The following is a 19,728-nucleotide window of genomic DNA, read 5'->3' on the forward strand; positions in this document are numbered from 1 at the left end:
CTGGCATGGAATGGTCCAATTAATTGTAGCTCTGCTACTGAGGTCGGTATGAGTTCTAGCGCTGTTCCCGAGCAGAATCGTCTGCTGGCCGCTTTGCCGGCGGGTGTCAGAAAGCGGTTTTTTTCCCGTCTTAAGTTAGTTGAACTCGAACTGGGTGATGTGGTTTACGAATCTGACCAGTCCCTTGAGTTTGTTTATTTCCCCACCAATTGCATTATTTCGCTGCTTTACGTGATGCGTGATGGTGCTTCCGCCGAAATCTCGGTTGTAGGGAGCGAAGGCATGGTTGGCGTTGCAGTGTTCATGGGTGTCGAAAGCACCCCCACCCGGTTGGTTGTGCAGAGTAAAGGCTTCGCATACCGGATGTCCTCGGTGGACTTAAAGGAGGAGTTCAATTCCAATGCCGAGATACGGGCGTTGATGCTGCGCTTCACCCACGCACTGATCATTCAGATGTCTCAAACGGCCGTGTGCAATCGTCACCATTCCATTGATCAGCAATTATGTCGCTGGCTGTTACTGTCTCTGGACCGCCTCGGGGATAATCGCCTGAACATGACCCAGGAACTCATCGCCAACATGCTGGGTGTTCGCCGCGAGGGTGTCACTGAAGCCGCTGGTAAACTGCAGAAGCTGGACGTTATAAAATACCATCGCGGTCAAATAACCGTCATCGACAGGCCGGCACTCGAAGTGCTTTGCTGCGAATGCTACGCCGTGGTCAAGCGAGAAACCGACCGTCTGTTTTCCTACGGCATCACTCCTTAGGCCATGAAATTGTCCGTTATCACACGGGCTGGCTCAAACTCCTATGATCTATTACATGTTGTTCAGAAATTTTGACAAGATCTTAAACGCCGTCTAGATTTTGAATTCAGAAGAGAGTTAAATAAGTACATCGCGATTGGGTCGCCGCTATGGGTGAACCACTTTAGCAGGTACACCCAGAAATCGTGATCAGGACAACTATGCAACAGAATGCGACTGCGTTGATTGCGGAGTATTGGGCCATCGGGCTTTTCGTCTTAGCTGTCATCGGCCTGTGCGCTTTTATGATCGGCGTGTCCGCGCTGCTTGGCGGGCGCAGCCACGGACGCAGCAAGGACTTGCCCTTCGAAAGCGGCATTATCGGCACGGGTAGTGCACGTCAGCGTTTTTCCATTCAGTTCTATCTGGTTGCAATGCTCTTTGTGATCTTTGATATCGAAGCCGTGTTCCTGTTTGCTTGGTCTGTGTCGGTGCGAGAGGTAGGCTGGAGCGGTTTTTGGGGTGCGGCGGTGTTTATTCTGATACTTCTCGCCGGTCTGGTTTATGACCGCCGTGCCGGTGCATTGGACTGGGCTCCCCAAGGCAGTGATCGGCCGCATCGAGGAATGTAATCAGTTATTGGCTTTCATCTGAGAGGCAAACATCATGGCGTACACCCTAACGCGGGTTGAAGATGCACTTGCAGCGGAAAATGCACACTATCCTTTAGGTAAGCGTCAACGCGTCGAAGACCCTATGCAGCAGCAGGTGCACCGCAGTGTGTTTACCGGCAAGCTTAAAGACGCGCTCAACTCGACGGTCAACTGGGGGCGTAAAAACTCTTTATGGCCGTACAACTTTGGACTGTCTTGCTGCTATGTCGAGATGACCACAGCGTTCACTTCGCCCCACGATATCGCTCGTTTCGGTGCGGAGGTGATTCGTGCCTCCCCGCGCCAAGCAGACTTTATGGTGATTGCCGGTACCTGCTTCGTCAAGATGGCGCCGATTATCCAGCAGCTCTATGACCAAATGCTTGAGCCCAAGTGGGTGATTTCCATGGGCTCCTGTGCCAACTCCGGCGGCATGTACGATATTTATTCAGTGGTGCAGGGCGTTGACAAGTTTCTACCAGTGGATGTTTACGTGCCGGGCTGTCCGCCGCGTCCGGAAGCTTTTTTGCAAGGATTGCAGCTACTGCAGGACTCCATTCAAGAAGAACGTCGACCGCTGTCATGGGTAATTGGCGATCAGGGCGTGTACCGCGCCGAGATGCCGTCCCAGCGCGAGAAGCATCGCGATCAGCGTATTCAGGTGACGGAACTGCGCACACCAGACAGCGTTTAACCCACCTGCCTGCCATCAGCGTCGCAAGATTATGGGTGGGTTCCAGACTGGCATTCTTACCGCATTCCAGAGTGAGAGGGACTTTGCCAAGATGAGCACTGCTAAAACCGACACCTTCAAGACAGCCGCTACCGATCACCGTGCAAGTTCCCTTGTGGCGTTGCTGCGAGAGAAATTCGGCGATCAGGTGCTTTGTGAACAGGCCACCTTAACGGGCATGCCGGTGTTGTGGGTGAAACGCAGCGCACTGGTCGAGGTTCTGGCTACGCTGCGTCGGTTGCCCGAGCCATTCGAGATGCTGTTTGATTTATCCGCTGTGGACGAGCGCCTGCGCAGTCATCGGCACGATCTGCCGAAGGCCGACTTTACGGTGTTCTATCAACTGCTGTCGGTTTCCGGTAATCGCGACATCATGCTCAAGGTAGCGCTTTTTGAACACGATCTGTCGCTGCCCACAGTGATCCCGGTCTACCCCAACGCCAACTGGTATGAGCGTGAAGTATGGGACATGTTTGGCATTCGCTTTGAGGGTCACCCCAACCTGTTTCGCATTCTGATGCCGTCTACCTGGAAGGGACATCCGCTGCGCAAGGATCATCATGCCCGGGCAACAGAGTTTGATCCTTACACCCTGACGGTTGAGGGTCAGGACAGGGAGCAGAAGGCGCTGCAATTCAAACCAGAAGAGTGGGGCATGCGGCGCCAAAGCGATGATACCGATTTCATGTTTCTCAATCTGGGGCCCAATCATCCTTCCGCGCACGGCGCTTTTCGCCTTGTATTACAGCTCGACGGCGAAGAGATTATCGACTGCGTGCCGGACATTGGCTATCACCACCGCGGCGCGGAAAAAATGGCGGAACGCCAGTCGTGGCACAGTTTTATTCCCTACACCGACCGTATCGATTACGTCGGTGGCGTGATGAACAACCTGCCTTACGTGCTGGCGGTAGAGAAGCTCGCCGGCATACAGGTGAACGATCGCATCCAAACCATTCGGGTGATGATGGCGGAGTTGTTTCGCATCACAAGCCATCTGCTATTTCTTGGCACCTATTTTCAGGACCTCGGCGCCATGTCGCCGGTGTTCTACACCTTTACCGACCGCCAGAAGGGCTACGATGTGATCGAGGCGATCACAGGTTTTCGCATGCACCCTGCCTGGTTTCGCATCGGCGGCGTAATGCAGGACTTGCCGAAAGGCTGGGACAGGCTCATGCAGGGCTTCGTTGATTGGATGCCTGCCCGCCTCAAGGAATACGAGCGAGCAATGATGGAAAACTCACTGGTTCGCGATCGCACCAAGCACATCGCCGCTTTTGATACGGCCAACGCCCTGGCCTGGGGTGTTACCGGCCCCAATCTGCGCGCTACCGGCTGCGACTTCGATCTGCGCAAGCAGCGCCCTTATTCCGGGTATCAGAACTTTGACTTCGAGATACCACTCGCCCACAACGGCGATGCCTTCGATCGCGGCCAACTGCGTATTGATGAGATGCGCCAGAGCGTGAGAATTCTCCAGCAGTGTATCAATCACATGCCCGCAGGCGATTACAAGGCGGGTCACCCACTGACCACGCCACCCCCCCGGGAGCGGATGCTTGAGCACATCGAAACGCTAATTACCCATTTTTTGCAAGTGTCCTGGGGCCCCGTATTGCCCGCTAATGAGTCGCTACAAATGATCGAAGCCACTAAAGGCATCAACAGTTATTACCTGACCAGTGACGGCAGCACCATGAGCTACCGCACGCGCATTCGCACGCCGAGCTTCCCGCATCTGCAGCAAATTCCCGTACTGATGCGCGGCGGCTTCATACCAGATTTAATCGCGCATCTGGGCAGTATCGATTTCGTCATGGCCGACGTGGACCGCTGATTATGTCGCAAACACCTATGTCTCCTAGCTCAGCCAAAAACGTCATAGTCACGGATGGTTTTCAGCTGCATGAGGACGACCGCAGCGCCATGCTCACTCAGCGTGATCACTACGAGCAGCCCCAGGCGGCCTGCATCGAAGCGCTGAAAATTGTACAGCGGCGCCACGGCTGGGTGCCGGACGGGGCGATTGTTGCCATCGCCGAAACCCTGGGCATCGGCGCAGGCGAGGTAGAGGGCGTGGCGACGTTCTACAGCCTGATCTTTCGCCAGCCGGTGGGGCGTCATGTGATTCTTTTGTGCGACAGCAGTTCCTGCTTTCTCACCGGCTATGAGCCATTAAGCCTGGCCTTGAGCGAGCGGATCGGCATCCGCTTTGGCCAGACCACAGCAGACGGGCGCTTTACCCTGTTGCCGGTGTGCTGCCTGGGAGCCTGCGATCGCGGCCCTGCGATGATGATCGGCGATGACACTTTCGGCCCCATCGGGGTGGACGATCTGGATGAACTTCTGGAGGCCTATCAATGAAGGCGATACCCAAGGATTCACGGCTGCGCTATCACTGCCAGTTGCGCCAGAGTGTCGAAGAACGCCACGCCGATACACATCCGTTGACCTGGCGGCTGCGCGAGGACGGCGCCCGAGTCGGTTACCAGGAATATTGTGCGAAGGAAGGCTATCAGGGCGCAATGCTCAGCCTTAAGGAGTGCACGCCTGATGACGTGATCAATACCATGAAGCAGGCCAATGTGCGTGGTCGGGGCGGCGCCGGCTTTTCTGCTGGCGTCAAGTGGGGACTGACCCAAGCCGGGGGGAATCTCCCGCGCGGTTACCTGATCTGTAACGCCGACGAGATGGAGCCTGGCACCTTCAAAGACCGTCTATTGATGGAACAGCAACCGCATTTGCTGATCGAAGGCATGATCATCGCCGGCTATGCCAACCGCTCCCGCTACGGTTACATCTTTCTGCGCGGCGAATACGTTGAGGCGGCGCACGCCCTGGCCCTCGCCATCGAAGAGGCGCGGCAAGCGGGATTGTTGGGGAATGATATCGCCGGCAGCGGCTTCGATTTCGATATTGCCGTGCACACCGGCGCCGGGCGCTACATCTGCGGGGAAGAAACCGCGCTGATTAACTCCCTGGAAGGCAAACGCGCGAACCCCCGGGCCAAACCGCCGTTTCCTGGCCAGTCTGGCGCTTGGGGCAAACCCACGGTGGTCAATAACGTGGAAACCCTATGCAATGTGCCAAGCGTTATGCAGCGCGGCGCAGACTGGTATCAAGGACTATCCGGCGGGCTCACTGAAGATGGCGGCACCAAGCTGTACGGTGTCTCCGGGCTGGTCCAGCGCCCCGGGCTTTGGGAACTGCCTATCGGCACCAGCGGTCGGGAAATTATCGAACGGGCCGGCGGCATGCGCCAGGGCCACACCCTAAAGGCCTGGTTGCCTGGCGGTGGCAGTACTGGCTTTTTATTGCCCGAGCACCTCGAACTGCCCATGGATTTCGACACCATCGGCAACCATGGCAGTCGCATGGGTACCGGCCTGATCGCGGTGGTAAGCCAGCGTCAGAGCCTGTTGTCGCTGCTGCGTAACCTGGAGCAATTCTTCGCTCGGGAATCCTGCGGTTGGTGTACCCCCTGTCGCGACGGTCTGCCGTGGACAGTAAAGCTGCTGTTGGCCCTGGAACGCGGTGAGGGTAAGCCGGGCGATATTGAGATCCTCGAGCAACATACGAAAGACCTGGGGTCAGGGCTGACCTTCTGTGCCCATGCTCCGGGAGCGATGATGCCGCTGGAGACAGCGCTCAAACACTTCCGGGGGGAATTTGAAGCCGGTGTTGCGCAGCCGACGCTGGCAGGGGTGAGCTGATGGCAACGATTCACGTGGACGGCAAAGCCTTTGATGTGGACGGTGCGGACAATCTGCTGCACGCCTGCTTGTCTTTGGGGCTCGATATTCCTTACTTTTGCTGGCACCCCGCCTTGGGCAGCGTCGGCGCCTGTCGGCAGTGCGCAGTAAAGCAATACAAGAACAAGGACGACATCCAGGGCAAGCTGGTGATGTCGTGCATGACGCCGGCTAAAGACGATAGTTGGATCTCCATCGCGGATGAAGACGCCAAGGTGTTTCGTGCTCAGGTAGTGGAATGGATGATGACTTATCATCCGCACGACTGCCCGGTTTGCGAGGAGGGCGGCCACTGCCATCTGCAGGACATGACGGTAATGACCGCCCACGACCGGCGGCGTTACCGCTTTAGCAAGCGTACGCATCGCAACCAATATCTGGGGCCGTTTATTGCCCATGAGATGAACCGCTGCATCAACTGCTACCGTTGCGTGCGTTTTTATAACGACTACGCCGGTGGCACCGATCTGGGCGTGTTCGGCATGAACAACAATCTGTATTTTGGCCGCCATCAGGAAGGGGTTCTGGAAAGTCCGTTTGCAGGCAACCTGACCGAAGTGTGTCCCACCGGGGTGTTTACCGACCAGACCCATTCGGATCGTTACGTTCGCAAGTGGGACATGCAGTTTGCGCCCAGCGTGTGTCACCAATGTGCGGTGGGCTGCAATATCAGCCCCGGGGAGCGCTACAGCGAGATTCGCCGCATCGAGAATCGCTACCACGGCGAGCTCAATCGCTATTTTCTGTGCGATCGTGGGCGTTTTGGCTACGGCTACGTCAACCGTGCTGACCGGCCCCGTCAGCCTGAATGGCACAGTGACTGGCGCAGCGAGCGCGCCGATCATGTCACGATTCTGGACGTGGACCCTGCGCTGGACCGCGGTGCGGATTTGCTGCGCAGCGCCAAGCGGGTGATTGGCATCGGCTCACCGCGGGCCAGCCTGGAAAGCAATCATCAATTGATTGCACTGGTCGGACGCGACAACTTTTCCAGTGGCATCGTCGCCGCGGAACTGGTGTGTCTTGAACGCATGGCGGAACTGGAGGTCTCTTGCGGCTTGCCGATTCCTACCCTGCGCGAGATAGAAGCGCACGACGCAGTGCTGGTGCTGGGCGAGGATTTGATGCACAGCGCAGCGCGCCTGGCGCTCGCCGTGCGTCAGGCGGTACTGGCTCGGCGCGAAGCCCTGGCACAGGAGCGCGGCATCCCGACGTGGAACGCCGAAGCCGTCAAAACTCTGGGTCAGGATAGCCGGCATCCATTGTACATCGCCTATCCCAGCGCCACCGAGCTCGACGGGGTCAGTGCTGGAAGCTGGCGGCTGGCGCCTGCCGATATCGCCCGGCTGGGTTTCGCCATTGCTCATGCTATCGACAACAACGCACCGGCGGTAACAGAGCTTGATGAAGCCTTGGCAGCGACGGCGCAGACGGTGGCCCTCCAGCTGATGGCGGCAGACAAACCGCTGGTGATCAGCGGTGGCTCGCTGCAATCCATTCAGATACTCGACGCGGCAGGTAATATTGCCCAGGCGCTGTCACGGCGCGCTAAACCCGCCGGCCTTATGCTGGCGCGCCGGGAAGTCAACAGCAATGGCGTTAACATGCTGGGCGGCCGGCCGCTGGAGTGGGCCCTGGATGAGGTTGTTGAAGGCCGTGCGGACGCTCTGCTCGTATTGGAAAACGATCTGTACGCTCGACTGCCGGCAGCGCGCGTCAATGCTGCGCTGGATGCTGCGACCACTTTGGTGGTGCTGGATCATCAGCGTACCCGCACGTGGCAGCAGGCGATACTGGGGTTGCCGGCGGCCAGCTTCGCCGAGGCGGATGGCACTGTGGTCAATCTGGAGGGTCGCGCCCAGCGCTTTTTCCAGGTTTTCGATCCGCGCTATCTGCGCCCCGAGTGCCGCATCCACGAGAGTTGGCGCTGGTTGCACGCGCTGCGCGCCAGTCTTGCCCGAGACGAAGACAGCACCATTACTCTGGACCAAGCGACTGCGGCCTGTGTCCGGGACTACCCGGCAATGGCCGGAATCGTGTCTGACGCCCTGGGGGCGGATTATCGAGTCGAAGGCGTGAAACTGGCCCGAGCCCCGCACCGTTACAGCGGGCGTACCTCTATGCGCGCCAATATAGCGGTGAGCGAGCCACGTACTCCCCAGGACCCCGATACGCCCTTCAATTTTTCAATGGAAGGCTACAGCGGCTTCGACCAGCCACGAAAGGAAGTGCCGTTCGCCTGGGCGCCAGGCTGGAACTCTCACCAAGCCTGGAACAAGTTTACCGATGAAGTGGGCGGACATTTGCGTGCCGGCGATCCCGGTGTGCGCCTGGTTGCACCTCGTCCTGGTGCTTATTGCTATGCCAGCGATATCCCCGCGGCCTTCCAGCTGCGACAAGATTGCTGGCAGTTACTGGTGCTGCCGCGACTGTTTGGCGGCGAGGAAACCTCTGCCCGTTCTGCGCCCATCGAAGAACGGGCGGAAGCGCCGAGCATCGGTTTATCCAGCGCTGATGCAGCGCGGCTGGGGTTTGAACCAGGTATGTTGCTGACACTGGCAACCGCCACGGCGCGTCTGACCTTGCCGCTGCGCTGCGATCAGCGCTTGCCAAGCGGTATTGCCAGCGTGCCAGAGGGAATGTCCAGCGACGTAAACAGCGGTGACTGGGTAAGGCTTGAGGTTGCGGATCCGAGCTACAAAGAGACGCGCGCATGAGCCCCTTGGGCGAATGGCGCCCCGATTGGTTAACCCCAGCGCTAATGGATATCGCTGTGGCCATGCTGCAGGCGCTGGCCATTCTGCTGGTAGCGGTGCTGGTGGGAGCGGTTCTTACGGTGGTAGAGCGCCGCCTGTTGGGCTGGTGGCAGGACCGCTACGGCCCCAATCGGGTCGGCCCTTTCGGCTCCCTGCAGGTGGTCGCTGACATGATCAAGATCTTCTTCAAGGAAGACTGGATACCGCCGTTTGCTGATCGGACCATTTTCGTGCTGGCGCCGGCAATCGCCATGGCCTCGTTATTGTTGTCGTTTATGATCATTCCCATCACGCCAAGCTGGGGTGTGGCGGACTTGAATATCGGCCTGCTGTTCTTTCTGGCGATGGGCGGCATCAACGTTTATTCGGTGCTGCTAGGAGGCTGGGCCAGCGCTAACAAGTATGCGTTGATCGGTGCCATGCGATCTTCGGCTCAGACCATCTCCTATGAGGTGTTTATGGGTTTATCGTTGATGGGTGTTGTCGCCATGGCAGGCACCTTCAACCTTCGCGAAATCGTCAACGCGCAGCAAGATATGTGGTACATCGTTCCGCAGTTTCTGGGCTTTTGTAACTTTCTCATCGCCGGCTTCGCGGTGGTACACCGTCACCCCTTCGATCAACCCGAGGCGGAGCAGGAGCTGGCAGACGGCTATCACGTCGAATACTCCTCCATGAAGTTCGGCATGTTTTTTATCGGCGAATATGTCGGCATGTTGCTGATATCGGCGCTGGTGGTCACGCTGTTCTTTGGCGGCTGGCACGGGCCTTTTTTGCCGCCCTTCGTCTGGTTTGTACTCAAAACCAGCGTCTTTTTGATGTTGTTCATTCTCGTGCGGGCGTCTTTGCCGCGCCCGCGTTACGACCGGGTGATGACCTTCGGCTGGGTGGTTTGTCTGCCGCTGACGCTGATCAATCTGCTGGCGACCGGCGCGGCAATACTGCTGGCCGCACCGGGCTGAGAGTAATGATTCAAGATACGGAACCGAAACACGGGCAGGGGCATTCAAACCGATCATCAACATGGAGCAGTTGCCATGTATAAGGGGCTTTTAAAAGGCATCTGGTCGCAATTGCGCACGATGGGCATCGTTTTCATGCATGGCTTTCGCAAGCGTGAAACCCTCAACTATCCAGAGCAAGAGGTCTATCTGTCGCCGCGCTATCGCGGGCGCATTGTGCTAACCCGCGACCCAGACGGCGAGGAGCGCTGCGTGGCCTGCAATCTGTGCGCCGTAGCCTGTCCGGTGGCGTGTATCTCGCTGCAGAAGGGCGAACGGGAAGACGGGCGCTGGTACCCGGAATTCTTTCGCATCAACTTCTCGCGCTGCATTTTCTGCGGTATGTGTGAAGAAGCCTGCCCGACCTCAGCGATTCAGTTGACGCCAGACTTTGAGATGGGCGAATACAACCGTCAGGAGCTGGTGTATGAAAAAGAAGACCTGCTGATCAACGGCCCCGGCAAAGACCACAACTACAACTTTTACAAAGTAGCGGGCCTTGCCATCGCCGGCAAAGACAAAGGCAAAGGACAGGCCGAGGACGAGCCAATCAATGTCACCACGCTGTTGCCCTGACGCTGTAGGGCGGGTTTTGCTTGGCTGGAAAGGAGGGGAGCATGGAATATGCATTTTATCTGAGTGGTTTGGTCGCAGTGCTGGCGACTCTGGGGGTTATCAGCAATCCCAATCCGGTGCATGGAGTGCTGTATCTGGTGGTGTCGTTGCTGGCGGTGGCCATGGTGTTTTTTGCTCTGGGTGCACCCTTCGCCGGGGCGCTTGAGATCATCGTTTACGCCGGGGCGATCATGGTGCTGTTCGTATTTGTGGTGATGATGCTCAACCTGGGCCAGGCGGCGGTCGCTCAGGAACGCATTTGGTTGCAGCCACGTACTTGGCTGGGGCCATCGCTGCTCGCGGTTGTGCTGCTACTGACGTTGATCGACATATTGTGGCGCGGCGATGCGGGCATGCTGATTCAAGGCGATGTGCTAAGTGCCAAGCAAGTCGGCATGGTTCTGTTCGGCCCCTGGCTGCTGGTGGTAGAGCTGAGCGCACTGCTGCTGCTGGCCGCGCTGGTTACAGCCTCTCATGTAGGGCGCCAATCAAGGTCTGACTCAACGGCTGGCAAGGAGGCTCCATGAACGGTGTACCCATGGAGCATGGCTTGGTACTAGCCGCCATTTTGTTCGCATTAGGGTTAGCGGGGCTGATGTTCAGACGCAACATGATTTTCGTGCTTATGAGCCTTGAGATCATGCTCAACGCGGCTGGGCTTGCCTTTATTGTCGCCGGCTCAGGTTGGCAGCAACCGGAAGGCCAAGTCATGTTTTTGCTGGTGATCACCGTGGCGGCGGCAGAGGCCAGCGTTGGCCTGGCGCTGCTGATTCAGCTGCACCATCGCTTCAAGTCGCTGGATATCGATGCGGTCAGCAGGATGCGTGGATAATGGAATTAATGACGTTACTGCCTTCGACGGCGCTACTGCTGCCACTGACCTTCGTGTTTCCGCTGGCGGGAGCGCTGATTCTGGCTTTCTCGCGCGGTACGCTTAGCTACCGCATTAGTACCTTGGTGGGTGTGGGCAGCGTGGGATTGGCCGCGCTGGTTACTGCGCTGCTGGCACTGGGTTTTGTGGACAGCACGACTCATTCCGGTCAGCCTCAAATCGTTACCCTGTGGACCTGGATATCTGTGGGGGACTTTCAGCCGACAATCGGATTGGCTCTGGATGGGCTGTCGCTGACCATGCTAGGTGTCATCACCGGCGTCGGTTTTTTGATTCATCTGTTCGCCGCCTGGTACATGCGCGGTGATGACGGCATCACGCGTTTTTATACCTTTATGAACCTGTTCGTGTTCAGCATGGTGTTGCTGGTGTTGGGTGACAACCTGCTGCTGCTGTTTCTGGGCTGGGAAGGGGTAGGTATGTGCAGCTATCTGCTGATCGGCTACTACTACCAGACCAGCGCCAACGGTTGGGCGGGATTCAAGGCCTTCATTATCACCCGCATCGGTGATGTGTTTCTGGCCATCGGTATGTTTCTGCTGTTCGCCAAGCTTGGCACCCTGAACATTGCCGAGATCCTTTCCTTGGCACCGCAGTTGTGGCGCGCTGGAGACCCAACCGTAGAGCTTGCGGCATTGCTACTGTTGGGCGGAGCGCTGGGCAAATCTGCGCAACTGCCACTGCACACCTGGCTTGCCGACGCGATGGCCGGCCCCACGCCGGTGTCGGCTCTGATTCACGCCGCGACCATGGTCACCGCCGGGGTGTATCTGATCGCGCGCATGCACGGGGTGTTTGAGTTAGCGCCCACGGTGCTTTACCTGGCGGGCGTGATTGGCGCCCTGACGTTGCTGGTGGCCGGCGTTGCGGCTTTGGCCCAAACCGATATCAAACGGGTGCTGGCCTATTCCACCATGAGCCAGATCGGCTACATGTTTCTGGCGCTGGGTGTGGGTGCCTACGATGCAGCGATCTTTCATCTAATGATTCATGCCTTCTTCAAGGCACTGCTGTTCCTGTCTGCCGGAGCGGTAATCATCAGTTGTCATCACGAACAGGATATACGTCGCCTGGGCGGGCTGTGGCGCAGGCTGCCTCTGGCCTACATGGGCTTTATTGTTGGTGGTGCGGCCCTGGTGGCCTTGCCACTGGTTACTGCGGGTTTCTACAGCAAGGATGAGATTCTTTGGCAAGAGCTGGCGGCAGGCCGCCAAGGGTTGCTGGTTGCCGGTCTGATTGGCGCTTTTTTGACCTCGTTGTACACCGTGCGGCTAATCATTGGCATTTTTCATGGGGATATGAAAAGTGACAACGCCCGTCAGGCCAAGGCGGGGCGCGGCCTGGCCCACGGCTTGCCCTTGGTTATTCTGGCGTTGCTGTCAACGCTGTTGGGCGCCTGGATTACGCCACCGCTGGGCGGGATATTTCCCGCTGGCCCCGGTGAGGGCGTGGAAGCGGGACATACCGCACTGGAGCTGATTGCTTCGGCGACCGCGTTGACTGGCCTTGGCCTGGGCGCCTGGTTATTTGTTTTCCGCCGCGCCTGGCTTGCGCGCATCACGCGGCAGGGGATAGGCGCCGGGCTGTGGGCCTGGTGGCATATGGCGTGGGGCTTTGACATTGTTTTCGATTGGCTGCTGGTGCGGCCTTATCGTGGCCTGGTGCGCGCACTGCAAGGCGATCTGTTCGATGCTTTCTTTCGCCTGATTGCCCAAACCCTGCGCGCCGTGCATTTCGGGCTTTCCCGAACTCAGACCGGCAAGCTGCGCGGCTACGTTGCCACTATGGTGGTCGGGGCGGCACTGATTTTGCTAAGCCTGGTGTTGGTGCTTTAGGAACTGTGCAAAATCCAGATAAGGAGATCCAACGTTTATGATACTGGTGTGGTTAATCGTGATCCCTTTTATTGGAGGGCTCTTGTGCTGGCAAATGGAGCGGTTCGGCGACAAACCGCCGCGCTGGATCGCGCTTGCCACCATGCTGGCCGAGCTATCGATTTCGCTTTGGCTATGGACCCAGCTCGACTTTCAGTTACCAACATTAGATGGCGCGGCGACCCAGTGGGCGCTGGAGTATCGGGTGGTCTGGATTGAGCGGTTTGGCATTGACTTTCATCTTGCCATGGATGGGCTCTCGCTGGTGCTGATCGCTCTGACCGCCTTTTTAGGCGTGTTGGCGGTGCTGTGTTCGTGGAAAGAAATCGTGCGAAGAGTTGGCTTCTTTCATCTTAACCTGCTTTGGATTCTCAGCGGTGTTATCGGGGTGTTTCTGGCTATCGACCTGTTTCTGTTCTTCTTCTTCTGGGAGCTGATGCTGGTACCAATGTACTTCCTGATTGCTCTGTGGGGCCATAGTGGTTCGAAGGGCATAACCCGCATTGGCGCGGCTACCAAGTTTTTCATTTATACCCAGGCCAGCGGGCTGCTGATGCTGGTCTCTATTCTGGGGCTGGTGTTTGCCAACCATGCCACTACCGGCGAGTATTCATTCAGTTACCAGGTACTGCTGGAGACAGAGTTATCGCCCACGCTTTCCCGGTGGTTGATGCTCGGTTTCTTTATCGCCTTTGCCGTCAAGCTACCCGTGGTGCCGCTGCACGGTTGGCTGCCGGATGCCCACGCTCAGGCACCTACTGCCGGTAGCGTCGACCTGGCAGGTATACTTCTCAAAACCGCCGCCTACGGCATGATGCGTTTCGCCTTGCCGCTCTTTCCAGAGGCCTCAAAGGCGTTTGCGCCCATCGCCATGGGGCTTGGGTTATTAGGTGTCTACTACGGTGCGGTGTTGGCTTGCGGACAGCAGAACGTTAAACGCTTCATTGCTTATACCAGTATCGCCCACATGGGGTTCGTGCTGATCGGTATTTATTCTGGCTCTACGCTGGCGTTGCAGGGCGTGGTGATATTGATGCTGGCCCACGCCTTTTCTGCAGCTGGATTGTTTGTTCTCAGCGGGCAGCTTTACGAGCGCCTAAATACGCGTGAGCTGGGCAAAATGGGCGGTCTGTGGGGACGGCTAGGGAGTCTGCCGGGGTTCTGGCTGTTCTTTATCGCCGCTTCGCTGGGCATACCGGCCACAGCCAATTTCGTCGGTGAGTTTATGGTGCTGTTCGGCACTTTTCCTACAGCACCTTGGGTGGTGGTGATCGCCAGCGTTGGTCTGGTGCTGGCCGCAATCTATTCGCTGATCCTGATGCAGCGCGTGCACTACGGCCCGCCCCGCAGCAAAACACCGTTGAAGGGGCTTGATGCCCGCGAATTTGCCATGATGCTGAGCATCGTTGCACTGCTGCTATGGCTTGGCATTTACCCCCAGCCAGTGCTTGATACCACCGCCGCCGCGATGCACGAGGTGCAGCGGTTGTTCGAGCCCCCGGGCGCCTTGGTGCTGGGCGTCCAGGCCGCGCCGGGTGCGGTCATTCCGCTGATGCCGGAGGCGCGCTGATGCCCTTTGCTGTGATTACCGCTTATCTGCCATTGATTATGGTGGCCGCAACGGCTGTTGCAGTGCTGCTTGGCATTGCTTGGCGCCGCGACCACACCGTGACGGTGGCGGTCAGCGTTTTAGGTCTTGGGTTAGCCCTGGTCGCTCAGGCATTTGCCTGGCGAGTGATCCCCCTGCACACACTGCTGCTCGAGTTCGATGGGCTTGCGTTATTGGCCGGGCTATTAATTCTGGCGTCGACCCTGGCCTGCGCGATTTTGTCTCATGCCTACCTTGAGTCTTTTCACGAACGCCGTGAAGAGTTCTATGTATTGTTGTTGTGCGCGGCCGCTGGGGGCATGGTACTGGCAGCAAGTCGGCACCTGGCCAGTCTGTTCATTGGTCTGGAGCTGCTGTCTATGCCGCTCTACGGAATGCTGGCGTATGCTTTCCATGAGCAACGCTCTCTTGAAGCCGGCATCAAATACTTGATTCTTTCGGCCGCCGCCAGCGCCTTTTTACTGTTCGGTATGGCGCTGCTTTATGCGCAGACCGGTGAGTTACGAATTGATGTGTTGATGGCAAGCCTGAACCAGAGCGAGGGTGTATGGGGCCTTGCTGGAATTGGCTTGATGCTGGTAGGGCTGGGTTTCAAGCTGTCGGTGGTGCCCTTTCATTTATGGACCCCGGACGTTTACGAGGGTGGCCCGGGGCCGGCGACAACCTTTCTGGCCACCGCCAGCAAGGTGGCGGTATTCGCGCTGTTAATGCGGCTGATGCTATCGACGCCCGTTCTGCAAAGTGAGTGGCTGCGCGCAGTGCTCACCGTGTTGGCACTGGCCAGCATGCTGGTGGGCAACCTGTTGGCGCTGACGCAATCCAATCTAAAGCGCATTTTGGGCTATTCGTCGATTGCTCACTTCGGTTATCTGTTGACCGTGCTGGTGGTCGCGGACGGCCTGGCCGCGGAAACGGGCGGTGTTTACCTGATTACCTACGTGCTGAGCACTTTAGCGGCGTTTGGCGTGGTCATCCTGGTTTCCAACACTGCCGGCGGCGAAGATGCAGCGGCACTGCACTACTATCGCGGCCTGTTCTGGCGGCGCCCTTACCTGACCGCCGTGCTGACCGTTGCCATGCTGTCACTGGCCGGCATTCCCGCGACCGTCGGCTTCATCGGCAAGTTCTATCTCATCGCCCTGGGCGTTGAATCCGAGCGTTGGTGGCTAGTGGGCGGCATCCTCTTGGGTAGCGCCATCGGGTTGTACTACTACTTGAGAGTTACGATCACACTGTTTATGGCACAACCGGGAATGCGGCGTCGCGACGCCTCCGATGATTGGGGCGTGCGCGCCGGTGGGCTGGTGGTGCTGGGTGTTGCGGGGTTGGTGATATTCCTGGGAATCTATCCGACGCCGATGATAGAGCTTGCTCGACTTCTTAGCGGGATAGGTATGCCCTAAGGAGCATTTTAGCCTGGCGCAATGACCATGAGCTGAACGTACCGGCTCATGGCGACCCAAACCACCCGTGAGGCCCGCTATGTCCAGCTCGCTCGATCTTGAATGCATCAACACGCTCCGGTTCCTGTCAGTTGACATGATTCAACAGGCCAACAGCGGGCATCCCGGCCTGCCGCTGGGAGCGGCCACGATGGCCTATGCCCTGTGGACCGGTCACCTGAAGCACCACCCGGCCAACCCGCACTGGCCCGATCGCGACCGGTTCGTGCTCTCCGCAGGACATGGCTCTGCGCTGCTCTACAGCTTGTTGCACGTGACCGGTTATGACCTGTCGCTGGACGACCTGAAACAGTTTCGGCAATGGGGTAGTAAGGCGCCCGGGCATCCGGAGCGCGGTCATACGCCGGGCGTCGAGATCACCACAGGCCCGCTGGGCCAGGGTCTGGCGAATGCCGTTGGCATGGCGATTGCCGAAGCGCATCTGGCGGCGTGCTACAACCGCGACGGCCATCTGCCTATTGACCACCGCACCTGGGCCATTGTCAGTGACGGTGACTTGATGGAAGGTGTGGCCTCCGAGGCCGCGTCGCTGGCCGGGCACCTGCAATTGGGCAAACTGGTGTGCCTGTACGACGATAACCGTGTCACGCTGTCAGCAGGCACCGACATCGCTTTTAGCGAAGACTGTGCGCGGCGATTCCAGGCCTACGGTTGGCACACACTGGTGGTCGACGATGGCAACGACCTGAACGCGATACACGCTGCACTGGATGCGGCGCAGGCCGAGAGTACGCGTCCGTCTCTGATTCTGGTGCGCACCCACATCGGCTTCGGCTCACCGGAACAGGACAGTTTTAAGGCCCATGGTTCAGCGCTGGGAGTTGAAGACATCAAACGCACTAAGGATACGCTGGGTTGGCCGCTTGATCCGCTGTTCCTGGTGCCAGCGCCGGCACTGGCGCATTTTCGCCGGGCGTTGGAGCAGGGCGCGAAGGCCGAAGCCGACTGGGACACGCGCTGGTGCGCCTACGCCGAAGCCTTTCCGGCCCAGGCTGCCGAACTGCAAGGCCGCCTGCGGGGTGATTTGCCTGCGGGTTGGGATGCCAATATCCCTGTTTTCGCCACCGACGACAAAGGTATGGCGAGCCGTGTCGCGGGTGGGCAGGTAATGAACGCGATTGCGTCGCGCCTGCCCGCTCTGTTCGGCGGCTCGGCCGACCTGGACCCGTCGACCCACACCGCGTTGAAGGGGCAGGGCACCTTCAACCCACCCATCCGCGAAGGCGAAGACTCGCAGGGCAGTGACGCGGGTGGCTGGAGCTGCACTGGCCGCAACCTGCATTTCGGCGTGCGCGAGCATGCGATGGGCGCTGTCGTCAACGGTCTGGCGGCGCACGGCGGCTACCTTGCATTTGGCTCGACCTTCCTCATTTTCTCCGACTACATGCGCCCGGCTATCCGCCTGGCTGCGCTGATGGGCTTGCACGTGGTGCATGTGTTCACCCATGACAGCATTGCGCTCGGCGAAGACGGTCCGACGCACCAACCCGTCGAACAGCTCGCCAGCCTGCGCGCGATGCCAAATCTCACGTTAATCCGGCCGGCCGATGCCAATGAGACCGCGGTGGCGTGGAAGGTGGCGGTCGAAACCCGGGGTCGTCCGGTGCTGTTGGTGCTTTCACGGCAAGACTTGCCCACATTGGACCGCAGCTTATATGCCAGCGCCGAAGGTTTGCGGCGGGGCGCCTATGTCTTGGCGGAGCTGATCGCGGCCGATAAAAATGCCAGCGCGCCTGATCTGATCCTGCTGGCCAGCGGTTCGGAAGTTGGCTTGATTCTGGCCGCCGCCGAACGCCTGCAGGCCGAAGGCATCGCCGTGCGCTGCGTGTCGATGCCGAGCTGGGATCTGTTCGACGCGCAACCCCGCAGCTACCGCGACGAGGTGTTGCCGCCGGATGTGCACGCCCGGCTGGCCGTGGAACTCGGGGCCTCGCAAGGCTGGCATCGCTACGTTGGCGATCAGGGCGACGTGCTGGGTGTCGATCGCTTCGGTGCATCGGCGCCCGCCGACGTGCTGATGAGCGAATACGGGTTCACAACCGACATTGTCTATGCCCGGGCCAAGGCATTGGTCCAGACACCGTGATAGTCAACGAGTGAACCACCACCGTCTAAGCAATGCCATCCATCGAGGCGGCGGGGTATTGGAGTGGGCCATCGCCGCTTTTCTGATGCCCTCGGCCTGTGTTGGGTAGGCGTGGATAACCTGCGCGATGGTCGAGAGGCCGATGCCGGCGACCATCGCGAGCGACAGGCTGTTGATCATTTCGCCGGCATGGCGTGCCACCACGGTCGCGCCCAGGATCTTGTCGCTGCCGTCTTGCACATGGATTTTCACAAAGCCATTCTCCTCACTGTCGGTGAGAGCTCTGTCGATCTCGTGCAGCGGCACTGTATAGGTTTTCACCGGGATGCCGCGCTCGCGTGCCTGCCGCACATACAGACCGACATGGGCAATTTCTGGGTCGGTGTAAGTGCACCAGGGAATGGTCAGCGCACTCAAGCGCACGCGGCCGAAACACAGCGCGTTGCGCACCACAATGCGCGCGGAAGCCTCGGCGGTATCGGTGAACATATGTTCCAGGCAAGCGTCGCCAGCGGCGAAGATAAGCCGGTTCGTGGTTCGCAGGAAGTCGTCGACCACGATGCCACGGTCAGGATCGTAGTCGACCCCGGCGGCTTCAAGGTTCAGGCCTGCAATGGCTGGCAAACGGCCGATACCGGTGAGGATTTCATCGACCTCGATTGTCGCGACGTTGCCATCGTTGATCGTCTCGACGAGTTTCTTGCCGCCTTCGACACGCACGTTGACCGCTTTGGTGTTCAGATGGGTCTCAACGCCGTCGCGCGCGAGTGCATCGGCCAGTAACTGGGCGGCATCGCGTTCTTCTTTTGGCAGGAACAGCGGCTCGGCATGGGCAATGATGGTGCGACAGCCGAAGCGGCACAGTGCCTGTGCCACCTGGCAGCCCACCGGGCCGCCACCAATAACCAGCAGGCTCTTCGGCAATGCCGTTATATCGAACAAGGTCTCGTTCGTCAGGTAGCCGGCATCATCGAGGCCCGGAATCGTCGGCAGTAACGAGCGCGATCCGGTGGCAATCAGCGCTTTTTTGAATCGTAGGCGCACGCCGTCGACGTCGACGGCGTCGCTATTGACGAAACGCGCCGAGCCGAAGAACAGGTCAACGCCGGCTGCGGCCACATGCCGTGCCGAGTCGACGCGGCCGGCGCGAGCACGAATGCGGCGCATTCGCTCCATTGCCAGCTGAAAGTCGACCTCGATGGCTTGCGGCGTACGCACACCGTAGACCTCGGCATTGCGCATTTCGGCATACAGGCGCGAGGAGCGGATCAGCGCCTGTGATGGCACGCAGCCGTAGTTCAGGGAGAGGCCGCCCAACAAATGCCGTTCGACGAGTGCCACGCGCGCGCCCAGAGCGGCGGCGGCGCGGGCGGCGACCAGGCCGGCCGGCCCCGCACCAATCACCAGCAGGTGGTAAGGCTCTCGCGGCTGTGGATTGCGCCAGCCCGCCGGACGACTGTTGAGACCGAATTCATTGTCGTCGGCCACAACGTGCAAAGGGTTCGGCAGTGGGTAGGAATGGAACATTGTTATTACCCTGACCG

General features: G+C 58.9%; 16 protein-coding genes. 15 read left to right on the forward strand and 1 reads right to left on the reverse strand.

Translation table 11 applies throughout. The features are described 5' to 3' along the window. The first annotated feature begins 48 nt into the window (after positions 1 to 48). The 15 genes from MIH19_RS10265 to tkt all read left to right on the forward strand — a co-directional run bounded on the left by MIH19_RS10265 (position 49) and on the right by tkt (position 18,184). Positions 49 to 768: a Crp/Fnr family transcriptional regulator gene (locus MIH19_RS10265; RefSeq protein ID WP_249008764.1), complete on the forward strand. Its 720-nt coding sequence runs from the start codon at positions 49 to 51 to the stop codon at positions 766 to 768. Positions 769 to 968: 200 nt separating this feature from the next. After that, on the forward strand, positions 969 to 1,379 hold the full coding sequence (locus MIH19_RS10270) for an NADH-quinone oxidoreductase subunit A (protein WP_249008765.1): 411 nt from the start codon (positions 969 to 971) through the stop codon (positions 1,377 to 1,379). Positions 1,380 to 1,413: 34 nt separating this feature from the next. After that, positions 1,414 to 2,094, forward strand: a complete 681-nt coding sequence (locus MIH19_RS10275; RefSeq protein ID WP_249008766.1) for an NADH-quinone oxidoreductase subunit B — start codon at positions 1,414 to 1,416, stop codon at positions 2,092 to 2,094. Positions 2,095 to 2,185: 91 nt separating this feature from the next. After that, a complete protein-coding gene (gene nuoC / locus MIH19_RS10280) occupies positions 2,186 to 3,973 on the forward strand; it encodes an NADH-quinone oxidoreductase subunit C/D (protein ID WP_249008767.1) in 1,788 nt (595 codons plus the stop codon). Between the two features lie 2 nt (positions 3,974 to 3,975). Continuing rightward, positions 3,976 to 4,500 carry an NADH-quinone oxidoreductase subunit NuoE gene (nuoE, locus tag MIH19_RS10285; RefSeq protein WP_249008768.1) on the forward strand — a complete coding sequence of 175 codons (525 nt, stop codon included), beginning with the start codon at positions 3,976 to 3,978 and terminating at the stop codon, positions 4,498 to 4,500. Next, positions 4,497 to 5,849 carry an NADH-quinone oxidoreductase subunit NuoF gene (gene nuoF / locus MIH19_RS10290; RefSeq protein WP_249008769.1) on the forward strand — a complete coding sequence of 451 codons (1,353 nt, stop codon included), beginning with the start codon at positions 4,497 to 4,499 and terminating at the stop codon, positions 5,847 to 5,849. The genes nuoE and nuoF overlap by 4 nt, the downstream gene beginning before the upstream one ends. Further along, positions 5,849 to 8,605 (forward strand): NADH-quinone oxidoreductase subunit NuoG, encoded by a 2,757-nt coding sequence (gene nuoG / locus MIH19_RS10295; protein ID WP_249008770.1) that lies wholly within the window; start codon positions 5,849 to 5,851, stop codon positions 8,603 to 8,605. The genes nuoF and nuoG overlap by 1 nt, the downstream gene beginning before the upstream one ends. Positions 8,606 to 8,667: 62 nt before the next feature. Next, positions 8,668 to 9,606 (forward strand): NADH-quinone oxidoreductase subunit NuoH, encoded by a 939-nt coding sequence (gene nuoH, locus MIH19_RS10300; protein WP_249008981.1) that lies wholly within the window; start codon positions 8,668 to 8,670, stop codon positions 9,604 to 9,606. 75 nt (positions 9,607 to 9,681) lie between these two features. Beyond that, positions 9,682 to 10,221: an NADH-quinone oxidoreductase subunit NuoI gene (gene nuoI / locus MIH19_RS10305; protein WP_249008771.1), complete on the forward strand. Its 540-nt coding sequence runs from the start codon at positions 9,682 to 9,684 to the stop codon at positions 10,219 to 10,221. 41 nt (positions 10,222 to 10,262) lie between these two features. After that, positions 10,263 to 10,787 carry an NADH-quinone oxidoreductase subunit J gene (gene nuoJ / locus MIH19_RS10310; RefSeq protein ID WP_249008772.1) on the forward strand — a complete coding sequence of 175 codons (525 nt, stop codon included), beginning with the start codon at positions 10,263 to 10,265 and terminating at the stop codon, positions 10,785 to 10,787. Then, the gene (gene nuoK, locus MIH19_RS10315) at positions 10,784 to 11,092 is read left to right on the forward strand and encodes an NADH-quinone oxidoreductase subunit NuoK (RefSeq protein ID WP_249008773.1); all 309 of its coding nucleotides are present in this window, start codon (positions 10,784 to 10,786) and stop codon (positions 11,090 to 11,092) included. The genes nuoJ and nuoK overlap by 4 nt, the downstream gene beginning before the upstream one ends. Then, on the forward strand, positions 11,092 to 12,987 hold the full coding sequence (gene nuoL, locus MIH19_RS10320) for an NADH-quinone oxidoreductase subunit L (RefSeq protein WP_249008774.1): 1,896 nt from the start codon (positions 11,092 to 11,094) through the stop codon (positions 12,985 to 12,987). Before nuoK ends, nuoL begins: the two co-directional genes overlap by 1 nt. Positions 12,988 to 13,024: 37 nt before the next feature. Further along, positions 13,025 to 14,596, forward strand: a complete 1,572-nt coding sequence (nuoM, locus tag MIH19_RS10325) for an NADH-quinone oxidoreductase subunit M (RefSeq protein WP_249008775.1) — start codon at positions 13,025 to 13,027, stop codon at positions 14,594 to 14,596. Continuing rightward, positions 14,596 to 16,038, forward strand: coding sequence for an NADH-quinone oxidoreductase subunit NuoN (gene nuoN / locus MIH19_RS10330; protein WP_249008776.1), 1,443 nt, complete (start codon positions 14,596 to 14,598; stop codon positions 16,036 to 16,038). The genes nuoM and nuoN overlap by 1 nt, the downstream gene beginning before the upstream one ends. A 79-nt stretch (positions 16,039 to 16,117) precedes the next feature. Beyond that, complete coding sequence (tkt, locus tag MIH19_RS10335; protein ID WP_249008777.1) at positions 16,118 to 18,184, forward strand: transketolase; 2,067 nt, start codon at positions 16,118 to 16,120, stop codon at positions 18,182 to 18,184. A 3-nt stretch (positions 18,185 to 18,187) separates the two neighbouring features. On the opposite strand, the gene MIH19_RS10340 is transcribed toward tkt, so the two are convergent. Continuing rightward, entirely contained in the window at positions 18,188 to 19,711 is a 1,524-nt protein-coding gene (locus tag MIH19_RS10340) for a mercuric reductase (RefSeq protein ID WP_249008778.1), read from the reverse strand. Positions 19,712 to 19,728 lie beyond the last annotated feature (17 nt).

This window comes from Marinobacter sp. M1C (assembly GCF_023314135.1).
GTDB lineage: Bacteria > Pseudomonadota > Gammaproteobacteria > Pseudomonadales > Oleiphilaceae > Marinobacter.

Coding starts and splice junctions, on each gene's coding strand:
- MIH19_RS10265 (WP_249008764.1), top strand. CDS start 49: ATGAGTTCTAGCGCTGTTCCCGAGCAGAATCGTCTGCTGGCCGCTTTG.
- MIH19_RS10270 (WP_249008765.1), top strand. CDS start 969: ATGCAACAGAATGCGACTGCGTTGATTGCGGAGTATTGGGCCATCGGG.
- MIH19_RS10275 (WP_249008766.1), top strand. CDS start 1,414: ATGGCGTACACCCTAACGCGGGTTGAAGATGCACTTGCAGCGGAAAAT.
- nuoC (WP_249008767.1), top strand. CDS start 2,186: ATGAGCACTGCTAAAACCGACACCTTCAAGACAGCCGCTACCGATCAC.
- nuoE (WP_249008768.1), top strand. CDS start 3,976: ATGTCGCAAACACCTATGTCTCCTAGCTCAGCCAAAAACGTCATAGTC.
- nuoF (WP_249008769.1), top strand. CDS start 4,497: ATGAAGGCGATACCCAAGGATTCACGGCTGCGCTATCACTGCCAGTTG.
- nuoG (WP_249008770.1), top strand. CDS start 5,849: ATGGCAACGATTCACGTGGACGGCAAAGCCTTTGATGTGGACGGTGCG.
- nuoH (WP_249008981.1), top strand. CDS start 8,668: ATGCTGCAGGCGCTGGCCATTCTGCTGGTAGCGGTGCTGGTGGGAGCG.
- nuoI (WP_249008771.1), top strand. CDS start 9,682: ATGTATAAGGGGCTTTTAAAAGGCATCTGGTCGCAATTGCGCACGATG.
- nuoJ (WP_249008772.1), top strand. CDS start 10,263: ATGGAATATGCATTTTATCTGAGTGGTTTGGTCGCAGTGCTGGCGACT.
- nuoK (WP_249008773.1), top strand. CDS start 10,784: ATGAACGGTGTACCCATGGAGCATGGCTTGGTACTAGCCGCCATTTTG.
- nuoL (WP_249008774.1), top strand. CDS start 11,092: ATGGAATTAATGACGTTACTGCCTTCGACGGCGCTACTGCTGCCACTG.
- nuoM (WP_249008775.1), top strand. CDS start 13,025: ATGATACTGGTGTGGTTAATCGTGATCCCTTTTATTGGAGGGCTCTTG.
- nuoN (WP_249008776.1), top strand. CDS start 14,596: ATGCCCTTTGCTGTGATTACCGCTTATCTGCCATTGATTATGGTGGCC.
- tkt (WP_249008777.1), top strand. CDS start 16,118: ATGTCCAGCTCGCTCGATCTTGAATGCATCAACACGCTCCGGTTCCTG.
- MIH19_RS10340 (WP_249008778.1), bottom strand. CDS start 19,711: ATGTTCCATTCCTACCCACTGCCGAACCCTTTGCACGTTGTGGCCGAC.